Origin of the sequence: Candidatus Enterococcus leclercqii (assembly GCF_009933135.1) — a bacterium.
GTDB classification, from domain to species: Bacteria; Bacillota; Bacilli; order Lactobacillales; family Enterococcaceae; genus Enterococcus_C; species Enterococcus_C leclercqii.
Map to the genome: position 1 here is coordinate 116,051 of NZ_MAEH01000012.1, position 15,417 is coordinate 131,467.

General features: G+C 43.7%; 11 protein-coding genes. 4 read left to right on the forward strand and 7 right to left on the reverse strand.

All coding sequences use genetic code 11. The features are described 5' to 3' along the window. Positions 1 to 5: 5 nt before the first annotated feature. The 6 genes from cas3 to BAU14_RS05960 all read right to left on the reverse strand — a co-directional run bounded on the left by cas3 (position 6) and on the right by BAU14_RS05960 (position 7,470). Positions 6 to 2,390 carry a CRISPR-associated helicase Cas3' gene (gene cas3, locus BAU14_RS05935; RefSeq protein ID WP_161899168.1) on the reverse strand — a complete coding sequence of 795 codons (2,385 nt, stop codon included), beginning with the start codon at positions 2,388 to 2,390 and terminating at the stop codon, positions 6 to 8. A gap of 565 nt (positions 2,391 to 2,955) precedes the next feature. Further along, on the reverse strand, positions 2,956 to 3,999 hold the full coding sequence (locus BAU14_RS05940; RefSeq protein ID WP_161899169.1) for an L-threonylcarbamoyladenylate synthase: 1,044 nt from the start codon (positions 3,997 to 3,999) through the stop codon (positions 2,956 to 2,958). A gap of 210 nt (positions 4,000 to 4,209) precedes the next feature. Continuing rightward, a complete protein-coding gene (prmC, locus tag BAU14_RS05945; protein WP_161899170.1) occupies positions 4,210 to 5,100 on the reverse strand; it encodes a peptide chain release factor N(5)-glutamine methyltransferase in 891 nt (296 codons plus the stop codon). Next, a complete protein-coding gene (gene prfA, locus BAU14_RS05950) occupies positions 5,090 to 6,166 on the reverse strand; it encodes a peptide chain release factor 1 (RefSeq protein ID WP_161899171.1) in 1,077 nt (358 codons plus the stop codon). The genes prmC and prfA overlap by 11 nt, the downstream gene beginning before the upstream one ends. A 112-nt stretch (positions 6,167 to 6,278) precedes the next feature. After that, entirely contained in the window at positions 6,279 to 6,899 is a 621-nt protein-coding gene (locus BAU14_RS05955; RefSeq protein WP_161899172.1) for a thymidine kinase, read from the reverse strand. Positions 6,900 to 7,032: 133 nt separating this feature from the next. Beyond that, the gene (locus tag BAU14_RS05960; protein ID WP_161899173.1) at positions 7,033 to 7,470 is read right to left on the reverse strand and encodes an NUDIX domain-containing protein; all 438 of its coding nucleotides are present in this window, start codon (positions 7,468 to 7,470) and stop codon (positions 7,033 to 7,035) included. Positions 7,471 to 7,844: 374 nt separating this feature from the next. Here BAU14_RS05960 and BAU14_RS05965 point away from each other — a divergent pair, with 374 nt between their 5' ends. The 3 genes from BAU14_RS05965 (at position 7,845) to BAU14_RS05975 (ending at position 11,622) form a co-directional block, all read left to right on the forward strand. Continuing rightward, on the forward strand, positions 7,845 to 9,266 hold the full coding sequence (locus BAU14_RS05965) for a TrkH family potassium uptake protein (protein ID WP_161899174.1): 1,422 nt from the start codon (positions 7,845 to 7,847) through the stop codon (positions 9,264 to 9,266). A gap of 273 nt (positions 9,267 to 9,539) precedes the next feature. Beyond that, on the forward strand, positions 9,540 to 10,892 hold the full coding sequence (locus BAU14_RS05970; protein WP_161899175.1) for a Mur ligase family protein: 1,353 nt from the start codon (positions 9,540 to 9,542) through the stop codon (positions 10,890 to 10,892). Further along, positions 10,885 to 11,622, forward strand: a complete 738-nt coding sequence (locus BAU14_RS05975) for a type 1 glutamine amidotransferase (RefSeq protein ID WP_161899176.1) — start codon at positions 10,885 to 10,887, stop codon at positions 11,620 to 11,622. The genes BAU14_RS05970 and BAU14_RS05975 overlap by 8 nt, the downstream gene beginning before the upstream one ends. Before the next feature lie 183 nt (positions 11,623 to 11,805). Here the strand turns inward: BAU14_RS05975 and BAU14_RS05980 are convergent, their stop codons facing one another. Then, positions 11,806 to 12,648 (reverse strand): endonuclease/exonuclease/phosphatase family protein, encoded by an 843-nt coding sequence (locus BAU14_RS05980; protein WP_161899177.1) that lies wholly within the window; start codon positions 12,646 to 12,648, stop codon positions 11,806 to 11,808. A gap of 465 nt (positions 12,649 to 13,113) precedes the next feature. Here BAU14_RS05980 and BAU14_RS05985 point away from each other — a divergent pair, with 465 nt between their 5' ends. Continuing rightward, a complete protein-coding gene (locus BAU14_RS05985; RefSeq protein ID WP_161899178.1) occupies positions 13,114 to 15,384 on the forward strand; it encodes a glycoside hydrolase family 65 protein in 2,271 nt (756 codons plus the stop codon). The last annotated feature ends 33 nt before the right edge of the window (positions 15,385 to 15,417 follow it).

Here is a 15,417-nt window from a genome sequence, read left to right on the forward strand (position 1 = left end):
CGTTATTAAAACGAATAGTTGGATAAGGAATCCCCTGCTAAATTCAATCCATATTGAGGATCGTACCCATTCTCATGAAGAACATAAATTCCTGCTTCCGTTAGTGAAGTCAAGCCGTCTTTTTGAAGGCGTATAAATTCGTGATTATACAAATTCAAGCTATTTCTTTGCGCCCTTTGATACCATGCTTTATCAAAAACAACTTCTTCGGCTGCCAAAAGATCTGCTACTAACTTCTTCCCCTCATCTCCAAATTCCACCAAGACTGATTCGCCCTGTTGCTCGATAACTTTGAAATGTCTAGCAATTGTTTGTGGGCTGTTAACTAGATAGGTCGGCACTTTTAGCTTCTTCATCGATTGATAAAAGAGACGCCGATTACTATTCTTTTGCATCAAATCAAACAGTTGTTGCGACCCTTGATTGAACAGATATTCTGATTCACCGGTTTTTTCAACCCGACTGTAAAACTTATCAAAGAATCGCATCATCAATTCCGGTGTTAGCAAACTAGATTCATCCTTGAGATACTTCCTATCTTGCAATAATTCTCTGGTTATTGCAGCCTTCGTTTTGATTTCTGCCATTTTATCGATATTTTCCAACTCTTTTACTGGATTCACCAGATATACTGGCTGTAATTGATCCGATTCTCCATTTCGATTACAACGGCCAGCAGCTTGTGCAATAGAGTCTAAGCCTGAAAGTGAGCGTATAACACAGGAAAAACTGATATCAACCCCAGCTTCAATCAATGGAGTCGTTACACAGATGATTGGTTCACTCAGCTTCAAGGCTTCCCGTATTTTATCTAAAACAAAACTTCTGTGATTTGGTGTCATGGCAGTTGATAAATGGAAAACTGTCATCCCAGAGTTTAGCAATTTCTGATAGACACTGCGTACCGCCTTCTTGGTATTCAAAATCATCAGTAAATTCTGCTCTTTGGAAGCAATAGCTAAAGCAAACTCTGCCAATTGATCAGCATTCCAACCTTCGTCAATCGTTTTATCAATAACTTGTACCCTTTCGAAAGCATGGCTCACTGCCTCTAAATCAGGAACAATTTCTGAATCTATTGCAGACTCTAATGCAACTTTGCGCTTTTCCAAAGTAGGCTGGGTTGCTGTACATAACAAAGTCGTAGTTTGCCCATAGTTTTTCAAAAAATTGATTAAACTAGTGAACATTGATAAACATTTTGGAGGCAAAGACTGAATCTCATCAAAAATTAGAATACTGTTCAACAGCTGGTGAATTCTGCGAGGGTTACGGGTAGAACCTGCAAAGACATTTTCTAAAAAACGCACCATCGTTGTCACGATAATTGGACTATCCCAATTATCCTGCATCAGTGCTTGTTTCCGTTCACTTTCTTCAGATTCATCATCTGCTTCTGCTACCAGATTAGCATGATGCTCCAGTAAAATTTCGGCATCTGTGATTCCTAGTTTTTCTCGGAATACTTCGGCATTTTGCTCTATGATTGAACTGAAAGGAATGATGTAGATAATTCGCCTCTTCTTTGCTGATAGCGCATGATTCAGCGCAAAACGCATACTGCTCAACGTCTTGCCCCCACCAGTTGGGATAGATAATCGGTAAATACCAGTCGGACGATTTGCAGCAACCAGACAAGCATCTGCCATTTTTTGCCGCAAGTAATTGATTGTCGTCTGTTCACCATTTTGAAACTCGGAAAAAGTCTCTTCCAAGCGATCCGCCAACTCTGAGAATAATCGTTCTGTTTCAATTTTTGTATACTTACCTTTTTCTTCAAACAGCTGAGTATTGCGTCGATCGCCATCCAGCAAGGCACTGTAAACCATTTTTGTCAGAAAAAACTGATCGGTACGTTCTATTATTTGTTTGTCACCGATCAATGACGCCAATTCGTTGCCAGAATCTTGAAGTAGTTTTTGTAAGCTCTCTTCTGGCAGGATAGTGTCAAAGAAAAGTTCTTTTACTTTGTCGTATTCATCCAGCTCTTTTTGATATCGTATCTGATAGGGAGAGTCTGCCGCTCCTTCTCCAGAAATAAAATCCAACAGCCCTCCAGGATTATGATGGGCAAAAATAGCGTTCGCAATCATTTCCCGTGCCATCGCTTCATATTTTGTTTTAACTGCACAGGCTTGTATCATCTGTCCACCATACGTAGAATGATCTACACTTCCCCGCCTGACTGTCTCCCCATTATGAGCTGCCAAAATGTAATTCTGGAAAGCTGTTGAAAACTTGCCTGCATCATGAAGCAATCCAGCTATCCGACACATTGTTGGTATGCCTAAAACAGCCCCGTTACTCTCAGAAATTTCAGCGGTTTCCCGCAGATGGTCGGCAAGTCCCTGTTTGGCACCATCTGATTCCCTAAAATGAGCAATGTACATTTTCTCCCTCCCAACTATTCATAGCTATCAAAAGAATCTACGAGAACAAACTGCTCACTTTTATAAGTGAGCAATTTCCCTCCACTTTTAGCTGAAAAAGAGAGATAAACTTCTCAATATTATTGCCTTGATTCTTTTTAGGACACTCAACAGAATACCGGTTTTTTCTGTGGAATTATCCGTATGGCTATAATACAATTCAACTTTGAAATAGAATCTTTTGATAGATATCCTCCTTATTATCGATTAACATTTAACTACAGAAAACGTTTTCTATATAAAATTTTACCAGAGAAATGATACTTACTCAATATCTTCATAGGAATATTATACAAAAAAACCGGTCTGTGATAAACCGGCTTCTACAAAATATACCTATCTTTCAATCCACATGCTGAGCATGACTGCTGTAAGAATCCTCAGATCCTCAGAATTTCATTTTAATAGATAATTGATTGTGTTTCAATTATCTCCGTAATAACTATCTAATTTCAATTACTATTATAACATCCTCACCATTTAATTCAGACAAACAGCCCCCTGCAACAGGGGGCTGTTTGTCTTTTCATTTGCTTTCCTTCATTCCCGCTTCAAACCATCTTTTTGCGGCAGATTTGCTGAGTCGATTCATGTAGGCGACACCTAGACCGATTTCAGGAAAAGTCTCCGCAAAAATAGCATCCAACCCCAACTGAGGTTCGTCTAGTGCACGCAAGCCTGCGAAGAGTCCTTTGGCGGCTTGAGCGACAGTATCTTGCGGCAGCATAAATACGGCTGCGGCCTCGTAACGCATCTGCTCAGAGATTGTCGGCCCGGCAATGATACCGACTCGTTTGCCACTGGCTTTTATCCAATCGAGAACTGACGGCCAATCCTCCGAACGCACCATCCAAACCGGGGTATCCGGGGCATAATGTTTATACTTCATGCCTGGCGCACGGGGTGTTTCACTTTCTTTCACCAAGTGAGCATCGACTGCGATAGGGGTTTCTAAGACAGCTTCCAAAGCTTCCTGAGTAATAGCACCGGGACGCAAAATAGTCGGGATGCCATCTGGTGTGCTGAGGTCTAACACAGTAGACTCAACACCAATCTCGGTGGCCCCTCCATCCAATACACCACTGATTTTCCCTTTCATGTCGTGTAAGACGTGTTCAGCGGTGGTTGGACTTGGCTTTCCTGAAGTATTAGCACTTGGACCGACCAGCGGAACTCCAGCTTCTCGAATCAAGGCTAACGTCATTGGACTGTCGGGCATACGAAAGGCGGCTGTGGATAAGCCACCTGTGACTACCTGTGGCAAGGCCCCTTCCTTGACAGGAAAAATCAACGTTAACGGCCCTGGCCAGAAATTTTCAACGATTTTTTCCGTCAAAGGATGGAAGTTTTCCACAAATTGGTTTACCTGCTGGAAGTCAGCTACATGGACGATTAGCGGGTTATCTTGCGGCCGTCCTTTCACCTCAAAAACCTGTGCTACCGCATTTGGCAAAAGCGCATTAGCTCCCAGTCCATAGACTGTTTCTGTTGGAAATGCTACCAAGCCGCCAGATTTTAACATCCCTGCTGCCTCTGTGATTTGTTCTTCCTCGTATCGTTTTGTTTCCACAGTTTATCCACAACCTTTCTCAGAACGAATCGGACTTTATCAACAATCAGGCAGTAGTTATCCACTTTCTGTGGACAACTAATCTGTCAAGTGTGCATAACCATGTTGATAAGTCTTTTTTCTGTGGAACACTTCTTATTATCGCCTTTTGATTCTGTGAAACAAAATAAAAAAGTTTTTTTCCACAGCTAGGCGGTTTCTTTTTCCCCATCAAAACACATGCAAGATACGGTCTTGTCCTGCCAAATCTTTGATGATTTCAACGCTTTTATGAGGAAAAGCTGCTTGAAAGATGCCTCTAACAGCTTCACCTTGCGCAAAACCAATCTCTAAAAAAATCTGTCCGTCTTCAGCCAAAATGCTGGGTGCCTGCCGGGCTAATTTCTGATAGATAGCCAATCCGTTATTGTCGGCAAAAAGAGCCATTTTAGGCTCAAAGGTACGAACACTTTCATCCATCAAGTCCCATTCAGATTTGGAGATATATGGCGGATTTGATAATAGCAATTGGATTTTTTCTGTGTTTGTTTCTGTCAAAAAAGGGGCCAATGTATCTCCTAAACAAAACGCGATATCTGCACCCAGGCTGGCAGCATTTTCTTTGGCGATCGCAAGCGCTGCCGGTGAAATATCTGAGGCCCGCACTTGCCACTGGGGACGAGCCAGTTTTACAGAGATGGCAATGGCTCCGGTACCAGTGCCGATGTCGACAACCAGCGGGGGCTTCCCTGAAATGGTACGCCATACAGCATTCGTCTCTTCAGAATCAGGAAATGCCGTTAGCGCCCGCATCACCAATTCTTCTGTTTCCGGTCGCGGGATTAAGGTAGCTTCAGTGACTTTGAAGCGATGTCCGCAAAATTCTTCCCATCCCAGCAAATATTGAGGGGGAATATGCTGAGCCAGTTGGCGGGTATCTTTTTCAACCTGCGCGCTTTCAGCAGCAGTTGCTTGTCGTCCCATTTGCAATAACCAGTCTGTTTTTGTCCAGTTCATACGTCCCATAAATACGTATAGCACACTGTAGCCTTCTACGCCGACAGATTCTAAAAAAGAAGAAGCCCTATCAAGGACTTCTCGCAAGGTAGGTCTAGTAGCCATTTTGCATCTCCGCTAATTTTTCAGTTTGATCATAAATAATCAAGGCGTCGATGATTTCATCCATTTTGCCGGCTAGAATCTGATCCAACTTTTGGATCGTTAGACCAATTCGGTGATCAGTCACACGGTTTTGTGGGAAATTATAAGTTCGGATTCGCTCAGAACGATCCCCTGTACCCACTGCTGATTTTCGTTCTGAGTCGTAGGCACTTTGCGCTTCTTGCTGAATTTGGTCATAGACCCGTGCTCGCAAGATTTTCATGGCCTTTTCACGATTTTTCAGCTGAGAACGTTCGTCTTGCATCGCTACAACGATTCCAGTCGGTAAGTGGGTTAAGCGAACCGCAGAAGCTGTCTTGTTGACGTGCTGCCCACCAGCTCCGGAAGCATGGTAGATATCAGTACGGATGTCTTTGTCCTCGATGTCCACCTCGACTTCTTCGGCTTCCGGCATCACCACTACCGTTGCTGTAGAGGTATGGATTCGTCCTTGAGATTCCGTTGAAGGAACGCGTTGCACTCGATGGGCGCCGGATTCATATTTTAGTTTGGAATAGACATTGTCGCCGGTAATCATCATGATGACTTCTTTGTAGCCGCCAATCCCGGTAACGTTGGCATCCATGACTTCAGTTTTCCAACCTTGAGACTCGGCATACTTCTGATACATGTTGAAAAGATCGCCGGCAAATAAAGCTGCTTCATCCCCGCCAGCGGCTCCACGGATCTCCATGATGATATTTTTGTCGTCATTGAGATCTTTTGGCAGCAACAGAATTTTAATCTGTTCTTCCAAATCTTCTTTTTCTTTTTTCAGATCGGAAAGCTCTTCTTTTGCCAGCTCGGCCAGCTCGGCATCGAGATTTTCGCCAAGCAGCTCTTCGGCATCTTTGATTCCTTGCACAACTTCTTTATAACGGCGGTAGACTTCTACCGTTTCGCGGGTATTTGCTTCTTCTTTTGATAGCTGCATAAAGCGCTTGGTGTCAGAGATAACAGCCGGATCGCTCAACAGCTCCCCTAATTCTTCGTAACGGTCTTCGATGGATTGTAATTGATCGTACATGTGGGTTCCTTTCTGTAGGTGATCATTGGATACAGCTGCCTTTTGCAAAAGAAAAAGAGTAGCCGCCAACAAATCGATTCAAATAGTAAAATTGCAGTAGCAGTCAATCTTTTTAGTGATGGGCATGGGCGCAATCCTTCTTAGGATCGACTAGGTCATGGCCCTTAATTTCCGGGTGGAAGTAATGTTTGCGACAGACAGGATAATAGGCTTCATTGCCACCAATTTGAACCTGGTCCCCCTCATAAACAGGTTGGCCGTCGATATAATGGAGATTCATACTGGCCTTTTTATGGCAGAACCAACAGATAGTTTTCATCTCTTCAATCTTATCCGCATACAGCAACAAATATTGCGAGCCTTCGAAGAGTTCATTGCGAAAATCATTTTTCAGTCCGAATGCCATCACCGGAATATCCAATTCGTCTACAATCCGAGTAAATGCCAAGACGTGCTCTTTTTTTAGGAATTGAGCTTCATCGATTAGGACACAATAAGGCTTGTATTCCATCTCAACAATCATGCGAAAAATATCCGTCTCCTCGAATATGGGAATTGCCGGACGCTCCAAGCCGATTCGACTGGAAACCTTGCCCATTCCAGAACGAGTATCCAACGCGCTAGTCATGATTACTACCGGTTTGTCCTGCTCTTCGTAATTATGTGCGACCTTCAGTATCTCGATGGTCTTGCCGCTGTTCATCGCGCCATATTTGAAAAACAATTGTGCCATGTTCAAACCTCCAGTTTCTTCTTAGAGCATTATAGCGGAAAGCGGCCTTTTTTTATAGTGAAACTTTCTGTAAAGTCCTGCAAGAAACCTCTATTTTCCAAGTGGCCGTTGGTAACAGACAGTCTGACAGATTTTATAAAAATTTCTTCAATAGGCAAAGCCAGCGAGGATCGGTCAATGTTTTGCGGACATCTCCCGCTCCGGCTGCAAAGTCTCGCAACTGCTGCCGCCGTTCTGGTACGAGATTTATCGGCAGATGCTGTAACGAAAAATAACCTGCCTGACGAACTTCTTCATTTGGCACCTGTAACATACCTGTCGCATCCGTTGCGATAAACAGCCACTGGCGATCAGCTCGCTGGGAAAATTCATAACGTCCTAATACCAACAGATGCTCCGTTCTGAGCCCCGTCTCTTCAAACAATTCTCTTTGTGCCGCCTCCCAAGGTTCTTCGTCATTTTCCATTTTCCCGCCAGGCAAATCCCAAATCGGTAAATCTTGCCGTTTGACTAGTAAAACTCGCAGCTGCTGATCAGTCACAATCGTAAAGGCACCTTGTGTTTTGTCCATACCGTCTCCTTTTTCTTTTTCTCTATCCTACCATGTTTTTTCTGCCAGAATCTGTTCCACAAAAAAACATTCCTGAAGCATCGGCATTTTTTGCACCGACGACTCAGGAATGTTTAAGAGAGAAAAAGGAAAAAATGGAGTTTTGAAAAAGGGTTTTGGTTGGTATGAAAGTATCATAACGAGGATTTATGAAGAAAACATGACGTCTGTTTGAAAGTACCATTTCCTTTTTCTTCTGATATACTTAAGAAAGATTTTACAGTGTTGCCAGCCAGCTGTTTTTTGACTGTTTGCATTCTTTTTTTCTCGTAAATAATTTTAGATTCATGGGCAGCCGGCACACTACCAACTATAGATTCGAGGGTTCAGCTATTATGGATATTTTCAAACGTTTTTGGGAACTGAAGATCCGCAAATGGCGGCATTTTGTCTCCAACAATGTCAGTTCTATCCAAATCATCGTTAGTTATTATGTTTTAATGACTGTGATTTCACTCATTTTGTTCTACCTGCCCTTTTTTAGAGAAGCAGATTCTTATGGCAAAGTCAGCTTTATGGATATGTTGTTTATGGCGATTTCCACTGTTTCGGTTACCGGTTTGTCTACCTTTGACATCAATAGCGTGTTCAACGATCACGGAGTCGTCTTGCTGGAGGTCTTGTTTCAAATCGGTGGCTTGGGAATTATGATGATTTCCACGTTTTTTTTCATCGTCTCCAAGCGACGGATCACGCTGAAACAACGGCAACTGATTATGACGGATATGAATCAGCCCCGGCTTTCGGGAATCGTGCGACTAATTCGCATCACCTTTTCCATGCTCTTAGCCGCCCAATTGATTTTTGGCATTTTCTTTTCTGTTTATTTCATGCTCCGGGGTCACTATCACAGTTGGCGAGATGCTATTTTTTATGGCTTCTATCAAGCCATATCTGCTGTGACTAACTCCGGTTTTGACGTCACCGGCGATTCCATCACACCTTTTGCCAACGATTATTTCTTTTTGATTTGCATCATGTTTTTGATCTTTCTAGGTGGCATTGGTTTTCCCGTATTGATGGATTTCCATGAATGGATTCATTATAAATTTCAAGCCAAAAAAGGACTTCGGCGCCTGCCATTTCGCTTTTCGTTGTTCACCAAGATTGCAGTTTTGGCATTTGTGATTTTATTTATCGGAGGAACTGTCATTATCTGGCTGTTAGAAAAAAATCATCTTTTCAGTGGCCTCTCGGGCTTCGGGGCTTGGGTCAATAGCGCTTTTTACTCCATGACAACCCGTAATGCCGGCCTCCAAATTCATAACCTCACCGATTTTCAGGTCACAACATTAATTATTTTTTCAATCTTGATGTTTATCGGCTGTTCCCCCAGCTCAGTGGGAGGCGGCATTCGAACAACGACAATGGCCATCATCGGTTTGTACATGTATTCCTTTTTGAAGAGTGAAGACAATATCAATATTTTCGGCCGTCGTATCCCGGAAGCTGATATCCGCAAGTCTGTAATCGTCTTCATGTTGTCAATGAGCATGTGTTTTTTCTCTATTATCTTTTTAACTGCCACCGAAGAACAGCCTCTGATTGCCATCATTGTGGAAGTCTGCTCGGCTTTTGGAACCACTGGTCTTTCACTGGGAATCACCGGTGATCTCTCTAGTGTGGGGCAAGCCGTAATTGCAGCATTAATGTTTATCGGGCGAATCGGCATGTTGTACACATTGCTCTTATTTGTACCAAAGGAAACACGAGATTTAGGTTACGAATATCCTACTGAACAAATCATCATTGGCTGATTACGCAGGCGTCTGGCGAGATTTTTCTCATCAGGCGCCTTTTACTACGTGATGACAGAATCCATCTTCGATACAAAGGAAAAATTAAAGAATCAGCAAAGGTATTTTTCGTTTTTTTATTCCTATGGTATGATAAGTTGGAATTTTATCAGGAAATCCCTGATAATAGGCGGCTGGTTTTTGATGAAGAAATTCCTCGGCACTTTTGCCTTGTGGTTTTCCAATTGAAAAATCACGCGCCGTTTGACAATCGTTATTGGAGGCTCGACCTGTATGAGTTTACGTAGTCACATTGCCATTGCTTGCGGCAAAAGTGCCCAATGGTTTTTAAAGACATTTATGAAAGGCGGATCCAGTTTTCCGGGAAAACTGGCGCTGAAGATTGATCCGCAAGTTTTAGATCACTATTCTGATTTGTACGAGGTAGTGGTGGTTACCGGCACCAACGGCAAAACCCTCACTACTGCTTTAACGGTAAATATTTTGCGACAGCAATACGACGAAGTGCTGACTAATCCCACTGGTGCCAATATGGTACAAGGAATCGTCTCCACCTTTTTATCGGCCAAGCCTAAGAAAAATCAGAAAAACTTCGCCGTTCTTGAGATTGATGAAGCTAGTCTGTCGAAGGTCACAGAATACATCAAACCAGAGCTATTCGTCTTTACCAACATCTTTCGCGATCAAATGGACCGCTACGGTGAGATTTACACGACGTATCGCCTGATTGTTGAAGGTGCCGCTAAATCACCTGCGGCAACGATCTTAGCCAATGGGGATTCGCCAATCTTCAATTCTTTGGATACGGTGAACCCTCGCAAGTATTACGGTTTCGATCACCTGCCGGACAAAGAACAATTGGCTCATTACAATACCGATGGCGTCTTGTGCCCTCGCTGTCATCACATCCTACATTACAAGATGATCACTTACGCCAATCTAGGCAATTATTACTGTCCAAACTGTGGGTTTGCGCGACCAGAGCTGGACTACAAATTGACAGCGATGACTGCTATGGACAATACTTCGGCTGATTTTGTAATTGACGGTCAGCCATACGGAATCGAAGTCGGCGGCATGTACAATGTCTATAATGCATTGGCTGCTACTGCAGTTGCGGAAATGTACGACGTCGCTCCGGAAAAAATCCGTGCCGGCCTGGCTTACGATGAAAAAGTTTTTGGACGCCAAGAAGTCATTGAAATTGATGGAAAAAAATGTACTTTGGTACTGGTAAAAAACCCTGTTGGTCTAAATCAGGTGATTGATATGATCGGTCTGTCCCCATATCCTTTCTCATTGGTGGCATTGCTGAATGCCAATTATGCTGACGGCGTGGATGTCAGTTGGATTTGGGACGGCAATCACGAGGCATTCGCTGATATGAATATTCCTGCGGTTATTGCCGGTGGCGATCGTCATACAGATATGGCGCTGCGGTTGAAAGTCGCTGGTATTTCACAGGACAAATTGACGGAAATCCCCGATTTGGATGCCGTTATCACAGCAATTCCCACACTGCCAACCGAACACGTTTATATCTTAGCAACTTACACCGCTGTCTTACAGCTACGCAAAAAACTGGCAGATAAAGGGTATATCAAAGGAGGCATGGATCGTGGCTAAATACGAGCTGCATCTGGCACATCTTTACGGTAATTTATTAAACACATACGGAGACAATGGCAACCTGTTAATGCTTGGCTACCTTGCAAAAAAAATGGGGATTGCCCTCACCACGGAAATTGTCAGTATTCATCAAGAGTTTGATGCTGACAAATACGACCTGGTCTTTTTCGGTGGCGGTCAAGATTTTGAACAGCTGATCGTTTCTGAGGACATTCAAGATAAAAAAGAAGCCATCACCCGTTATATCGAAAACGAAGGGGTCATGCTGGCGATTTGTGGGGGCTATCAGCTGTTGGGCCACTATTACATGGGTGCTGGTGGTGAAAAAATCCCTGGCATCAGCGCACTGGATCACTACACACTGAGTCAAGACAACAATCGCTACATCGGTGATATTGTGATCCATAACGAAGAATTCAACGAAACCTATTACGGCTTTGAAAACCATAACGGCCGCACCTTTTTAGGTGACGGCGAACGCCCTTTAGGTAAAGTCCAACAAGGGCATGGCAATAACAATGAAGATAGTTCTGAAGGCGTCATCTACAAAAACGTCTACGGTTCCTACTTCCACGGGCCGATCCTGGCACGAAACGAAATTTTGGCTTATCGCCTATTGAAAACCGCGCTGGAGAAAAAATACGGCGCCGACAATCTGACAGACCTGCCAACATACGATGCAATTGCTGACAAAACGCAACAAGCCGTCAGTGGACCGGAACAATAAAATAGCACCATTCACTGTGGTGGCATTCCTCTTGCACGGCTTCCAAAGTGAACACTACCAACTATGAACCACAATAAAAAGACAAGCAACTCCATTAAGAAACGGTGGAAGCTGCTTGTCTTTTATTGTTACAAATTACACTTTTAAACACTGACAAAATCGGATTTTTTGCCTGTCAAATCGCTAATCTTCCAGTGTCGCTGTGACCGTGATGCCAAAATGGTCGCTGACTTGTACGCCATTTTTCCCATCAAAAGTTACCGAATAAGCAGCCACGCTAAAGCTGGGAGACAGCCAGACATAGTCGATTCGCTTGGGTGAAGGACTGTCATTCCAACCGTTGATAGCTCCAGGAATGGTAGCCGTTCCTCCGGTCACCTGAGTAGCAGTCAAAAAGGCATCTTGCAGCTCCAGCTGTGATTTTTGCACCAATTGATAGCCAAGTGTTTCTGCCGGCTGATTGAAGTCACCACAAAGAATTAGCGGATAGTCACTTCCGCTACTTTCAGACGCGGACAACAATTCTTCTGTCCGTTGCCATTCTTCGGCAAATCCCCGATCCCACCAGTTGTAATGCGTGCTGACCAAGCGAACCAATTCTCCATCAGCTTCCGTCAAACCGATGAGGATGCGGCGGACGTTGTCTGTGGCTGGATTAGAATGCGCAATTGGAGCTACCGAATGGTCAGCTGCAATCAAGGGTGCTTTACTCAGCAATGCCACTCCTTCTTCAAAGCGGCCATAGCTTACGTGGGTATACGCCCAGGTCCAATAATATTCCAGATCCAAAATCTGGAGTGCTTCAATCAACTGCAGGGCAAAATTATCCTCTTTTACTGGCTGATCTGTCGTAGGCGGGCAAAAGAAGCCGTCCAACACCGCAGCGTGGGCATCAAAGGTCTGGTTAACCTCTTGCAGTGCAATCAAATCATATTGTTCTTCCGCAATTTTTTTTGAAAGATCCGCTACTTGCTGGGTCCCTTCATTTTCCACTAAGCTGTAACAATTCAATGTCAATATTTTCATACATATCCCTTTCCTAGAGCGTTATTTCAGGCTACATGTCTTTGCAAGCTGATCTCCGCAAAGTATTGCTTAATCTAGTCTTCTCCCCCAACAATCAAGCAAATACAGGCTTTAGCTTTTCTGCGCCTTCTTATCATACCAGAGGCTAAGAATTTGCACAAAATAAGTCTGTTTTGCGCAATCGGTTCCGTCAAATTATTTTACCTACACTATCTCATTCTGATGTTGTAAAATATTCCTATATCTGTTCCCTGTATTTTTAAGGGCAGCTTTTCCTTTGAACATCTGTCTTTCTGATAGCAACCTCTTTATTTTTACTATTTTTGCAACGCCTTTCGCAACAAGCCACTTGACTAATGCAATCGATTGCGTTTATTATGGAGAAGAAAGAAAACAAAGTTCGCTCCGACAGCGGCCTTTACAGCCACTGCCACCGAAAACAGCGCAAGCGCAGGAGGTAAATTTATGAATCAGATTAAACGTTTATTCGACATCGATCCTTGGAAGATCGCTACGACAACCTTAGACAAAGAAAATCGGCGGCTGCAAGAGTCACTGACGGCTATCGGCAACAGCTATATGGGAATGCGAGGCAACTTTGAAGAAAGTTATTCCGGCGATCATCATCTGGGCACGTATCTCGCTGGTGTCTGGTATCCAGACAAAACTCGAGTTGGCTGGTGGAAAAACGGTTATCCGGACTATTTCGGCAAAGTCATCAACGCAGTGAATTTCATCGCCATGGATATCGCAGTGAATGGTCATGTCATTGATTTGGCTAAAGTCCCTTACGAAGACTTTTACATGGAGTTGGATATGCAGTCAGGGATTTTGACCCGCAATTTCACCGTCACATTCGACGACACGAAAGTTCGCTTTACCTTCCAGCGTTTCTTATCCATTGTGAAAAAAGAGTTGGGAATCATCCGCTTAGAAGCAGAGGTCCTAACAGGCGCTGCTGAAATCTTAGTCACCAGCAAATTAGATTCTCACGTAACCAATGAAGACAGCAATTATGATGAATTATTTTGGGAAGAGATTGCTGCCGGACAAGAACAAGCCTTTGATTACTTGACTGTGCGGACAATTCCCAACAATTTTGGGATTGATCGTTTCACTGTAACGGCTGCAATGCAACATGACATAACTGGCGGTCACTATGAAAAATTCCCTTTGAAAGTCAGCGAGACCTTCACCTTGAATGCTAAGGCTGGTGAAACTGTCAGCCTGGTGAAAAAGGTCATAATCGTTACTAGCCGCGATATTGAACCCGATCAGCAAGTGACCAAAGTTCAAGAGCTGTTTGCTGAGTACAGCGCAGACTATGACACTTTGAAAACCGAACAACAAGTCGCTTGGCAAAAACGCTGGGAATTGGCTGATGTGGTAATTGATGGCGATCCTGCCGGCCAACAAGCGATTCGTTTCAACTTGTTCCAACTCTTCTCTACTTACTATGGTGAAGATGAGCGGTTAAACATCGGTCCTAAAGGTTTCACTGGCGAAAAATACGGTGGTGCCACCTATTGGGATACCGAAGCTTATGCGGTTCCACTTTACTTGGCGCTATCTGAGCCTAACGTGACCCGCAATCTGTTGAAGTACCGTCACAACCAATTGCCACAAGCTCACATCAATGCCGGCAAACAAGGGCTAAAAGGGGCATTGTATCCAATGGTAACCTTTACCGGAATTGAATGCCACAACGAATGGGAGATCACCTTTGAAGAAATTCATCGAAATGGTGCCATCGCCTATGCTATCTACAATTACACCAACTACACTGGTGATGAAAGCTACATCCAAAAAGAAGGGTTGGAAGTTTTGACAGCGATTTCTCGCTTTTGGGCAGATCGGGTCCATTTTTCTAAACGTAAAGGACTCTACATGATTCACGGTGTCACTGGTCCCAACGAATATGAGAACAACGTTAACAACAACTGGTACACCAACACCATGGCTACCTGGGTCTTGCGTTACACGTTGGAAAACTACAATAAATTCAAAGCAGTCACCACTGTGGACATCTCAGAAGAAGAACAAGCCAAATGGCAAGATATCATTGATAATATGTACTTCCCAGAAGATACTGAATTGGGAATTTTCGTTCAACACGATACCTTCCTAGACAAAGACTTGATGCCAGTGAGTGAGCTTGATCCTTCTGAACTGCCTTTGAATCAGCATTGGTCTTGGGATCATATCCTACGCTCCTGCTTTATCAAACAAGCAGACGTCATGCAGGGTCTTTACTTCTTGAGCCATGAATTCACAGAAGAAGAAAAGCGCCGCAACTATGAATTCTATGAACCTATGACTGTCCATGAATCTTCCCTTTCCGCCTCTGTCCACGCAATTTTGGCAGCTGATTTGGGAATGGAAGACAAGGCGATGGAAATGTACGAACGCACCGCTCGTCTCGATTTGGACAACTACAACAATGATACAGAAGACGGCCTGCACATCACCTCCATGACCGGCAGTTGGTTGGCTATCGTTCAAGGCTTTGCTCAAATGAAAACCGACAATGGTCAGTTGCGTTTTGCACCATTCTTACCGAAAGCCTGGTCTGGTTACAGCTTCCACGTCAACTATCGTGGACGGCTTTTATTCGTCAAAGTCTCAGCAGATGAAATCAGTCTGAAGCTGGTCACCGGCGACTCCTTGGAGCTGCGTCTGTACGACGAAAAAATGACTTTAACTGACAGCATTCAGGTGAAAAATAAGCACGCTTAACACCGAGAGATACCGATCCTCTTTTAGCAGGTT

Coding starts and splice junctions, on each gene's coding strand:
- cas3 (WP_161899168.1), bottom strand. CDS start 2,390: ATGTACATTGCTCATTTTAGGGAATCAGATGGTGCCAAACAGGGACTT.
- prmC (WP_161899170.1), bottom strand. CDS start 5,100: ATGGCTACTAGACCTACCTTGCGAGAAGTCCTTGATAGGGCTTCTTCT.
- prfA (WP_161899171.1), bottom strand. CDS start 6,166: ATGTACGATCAATTACAATCCATCGAAGACCGTTACGAAGAATTAGGG.
- BAU14_RS05955 (WP_161899172.1), bottom strand. CDS start 6,899: ATGGCACAATTGTTTTTCAAATATGGCGCGATGAACAGCGGCAAGACC.
- BAU14_RS05960 (WP_161899173.1), bottom strand. CDS start 7,470: ATGGACAAAACACAAGGTGCCTTTACGATTGTGACTGATCAGCAGCTG.
- BAU14_RS05965 (WP_161899174.1), top strand. CDS start 7,845: ATGGATATTTTCAAACGTTTTTGGGAACTGAAGATCCGCAAATGGCGG.
- BAU14_RS05970 (WP_161899175.1), top strand. CDS start 9,540: ATGAGTTTACGTAGTCACATTGCCATTGCTTGCGGCAAAAGTGCCCAA.
- BAU14_RS05980 (WP_161899177.1), bottom strand. CDS start 12,648: ATGAAAATATTGACATTGAATTGTTACAGCTTAGTGGAAAATGAAGGG.
- BAU14_RS05985 (WP_161899178.1), top strand. CDS start 13,114: ATGAATCAGATTAAACGTTTATTCGACATCGATCCTTGGAAGATCGCT.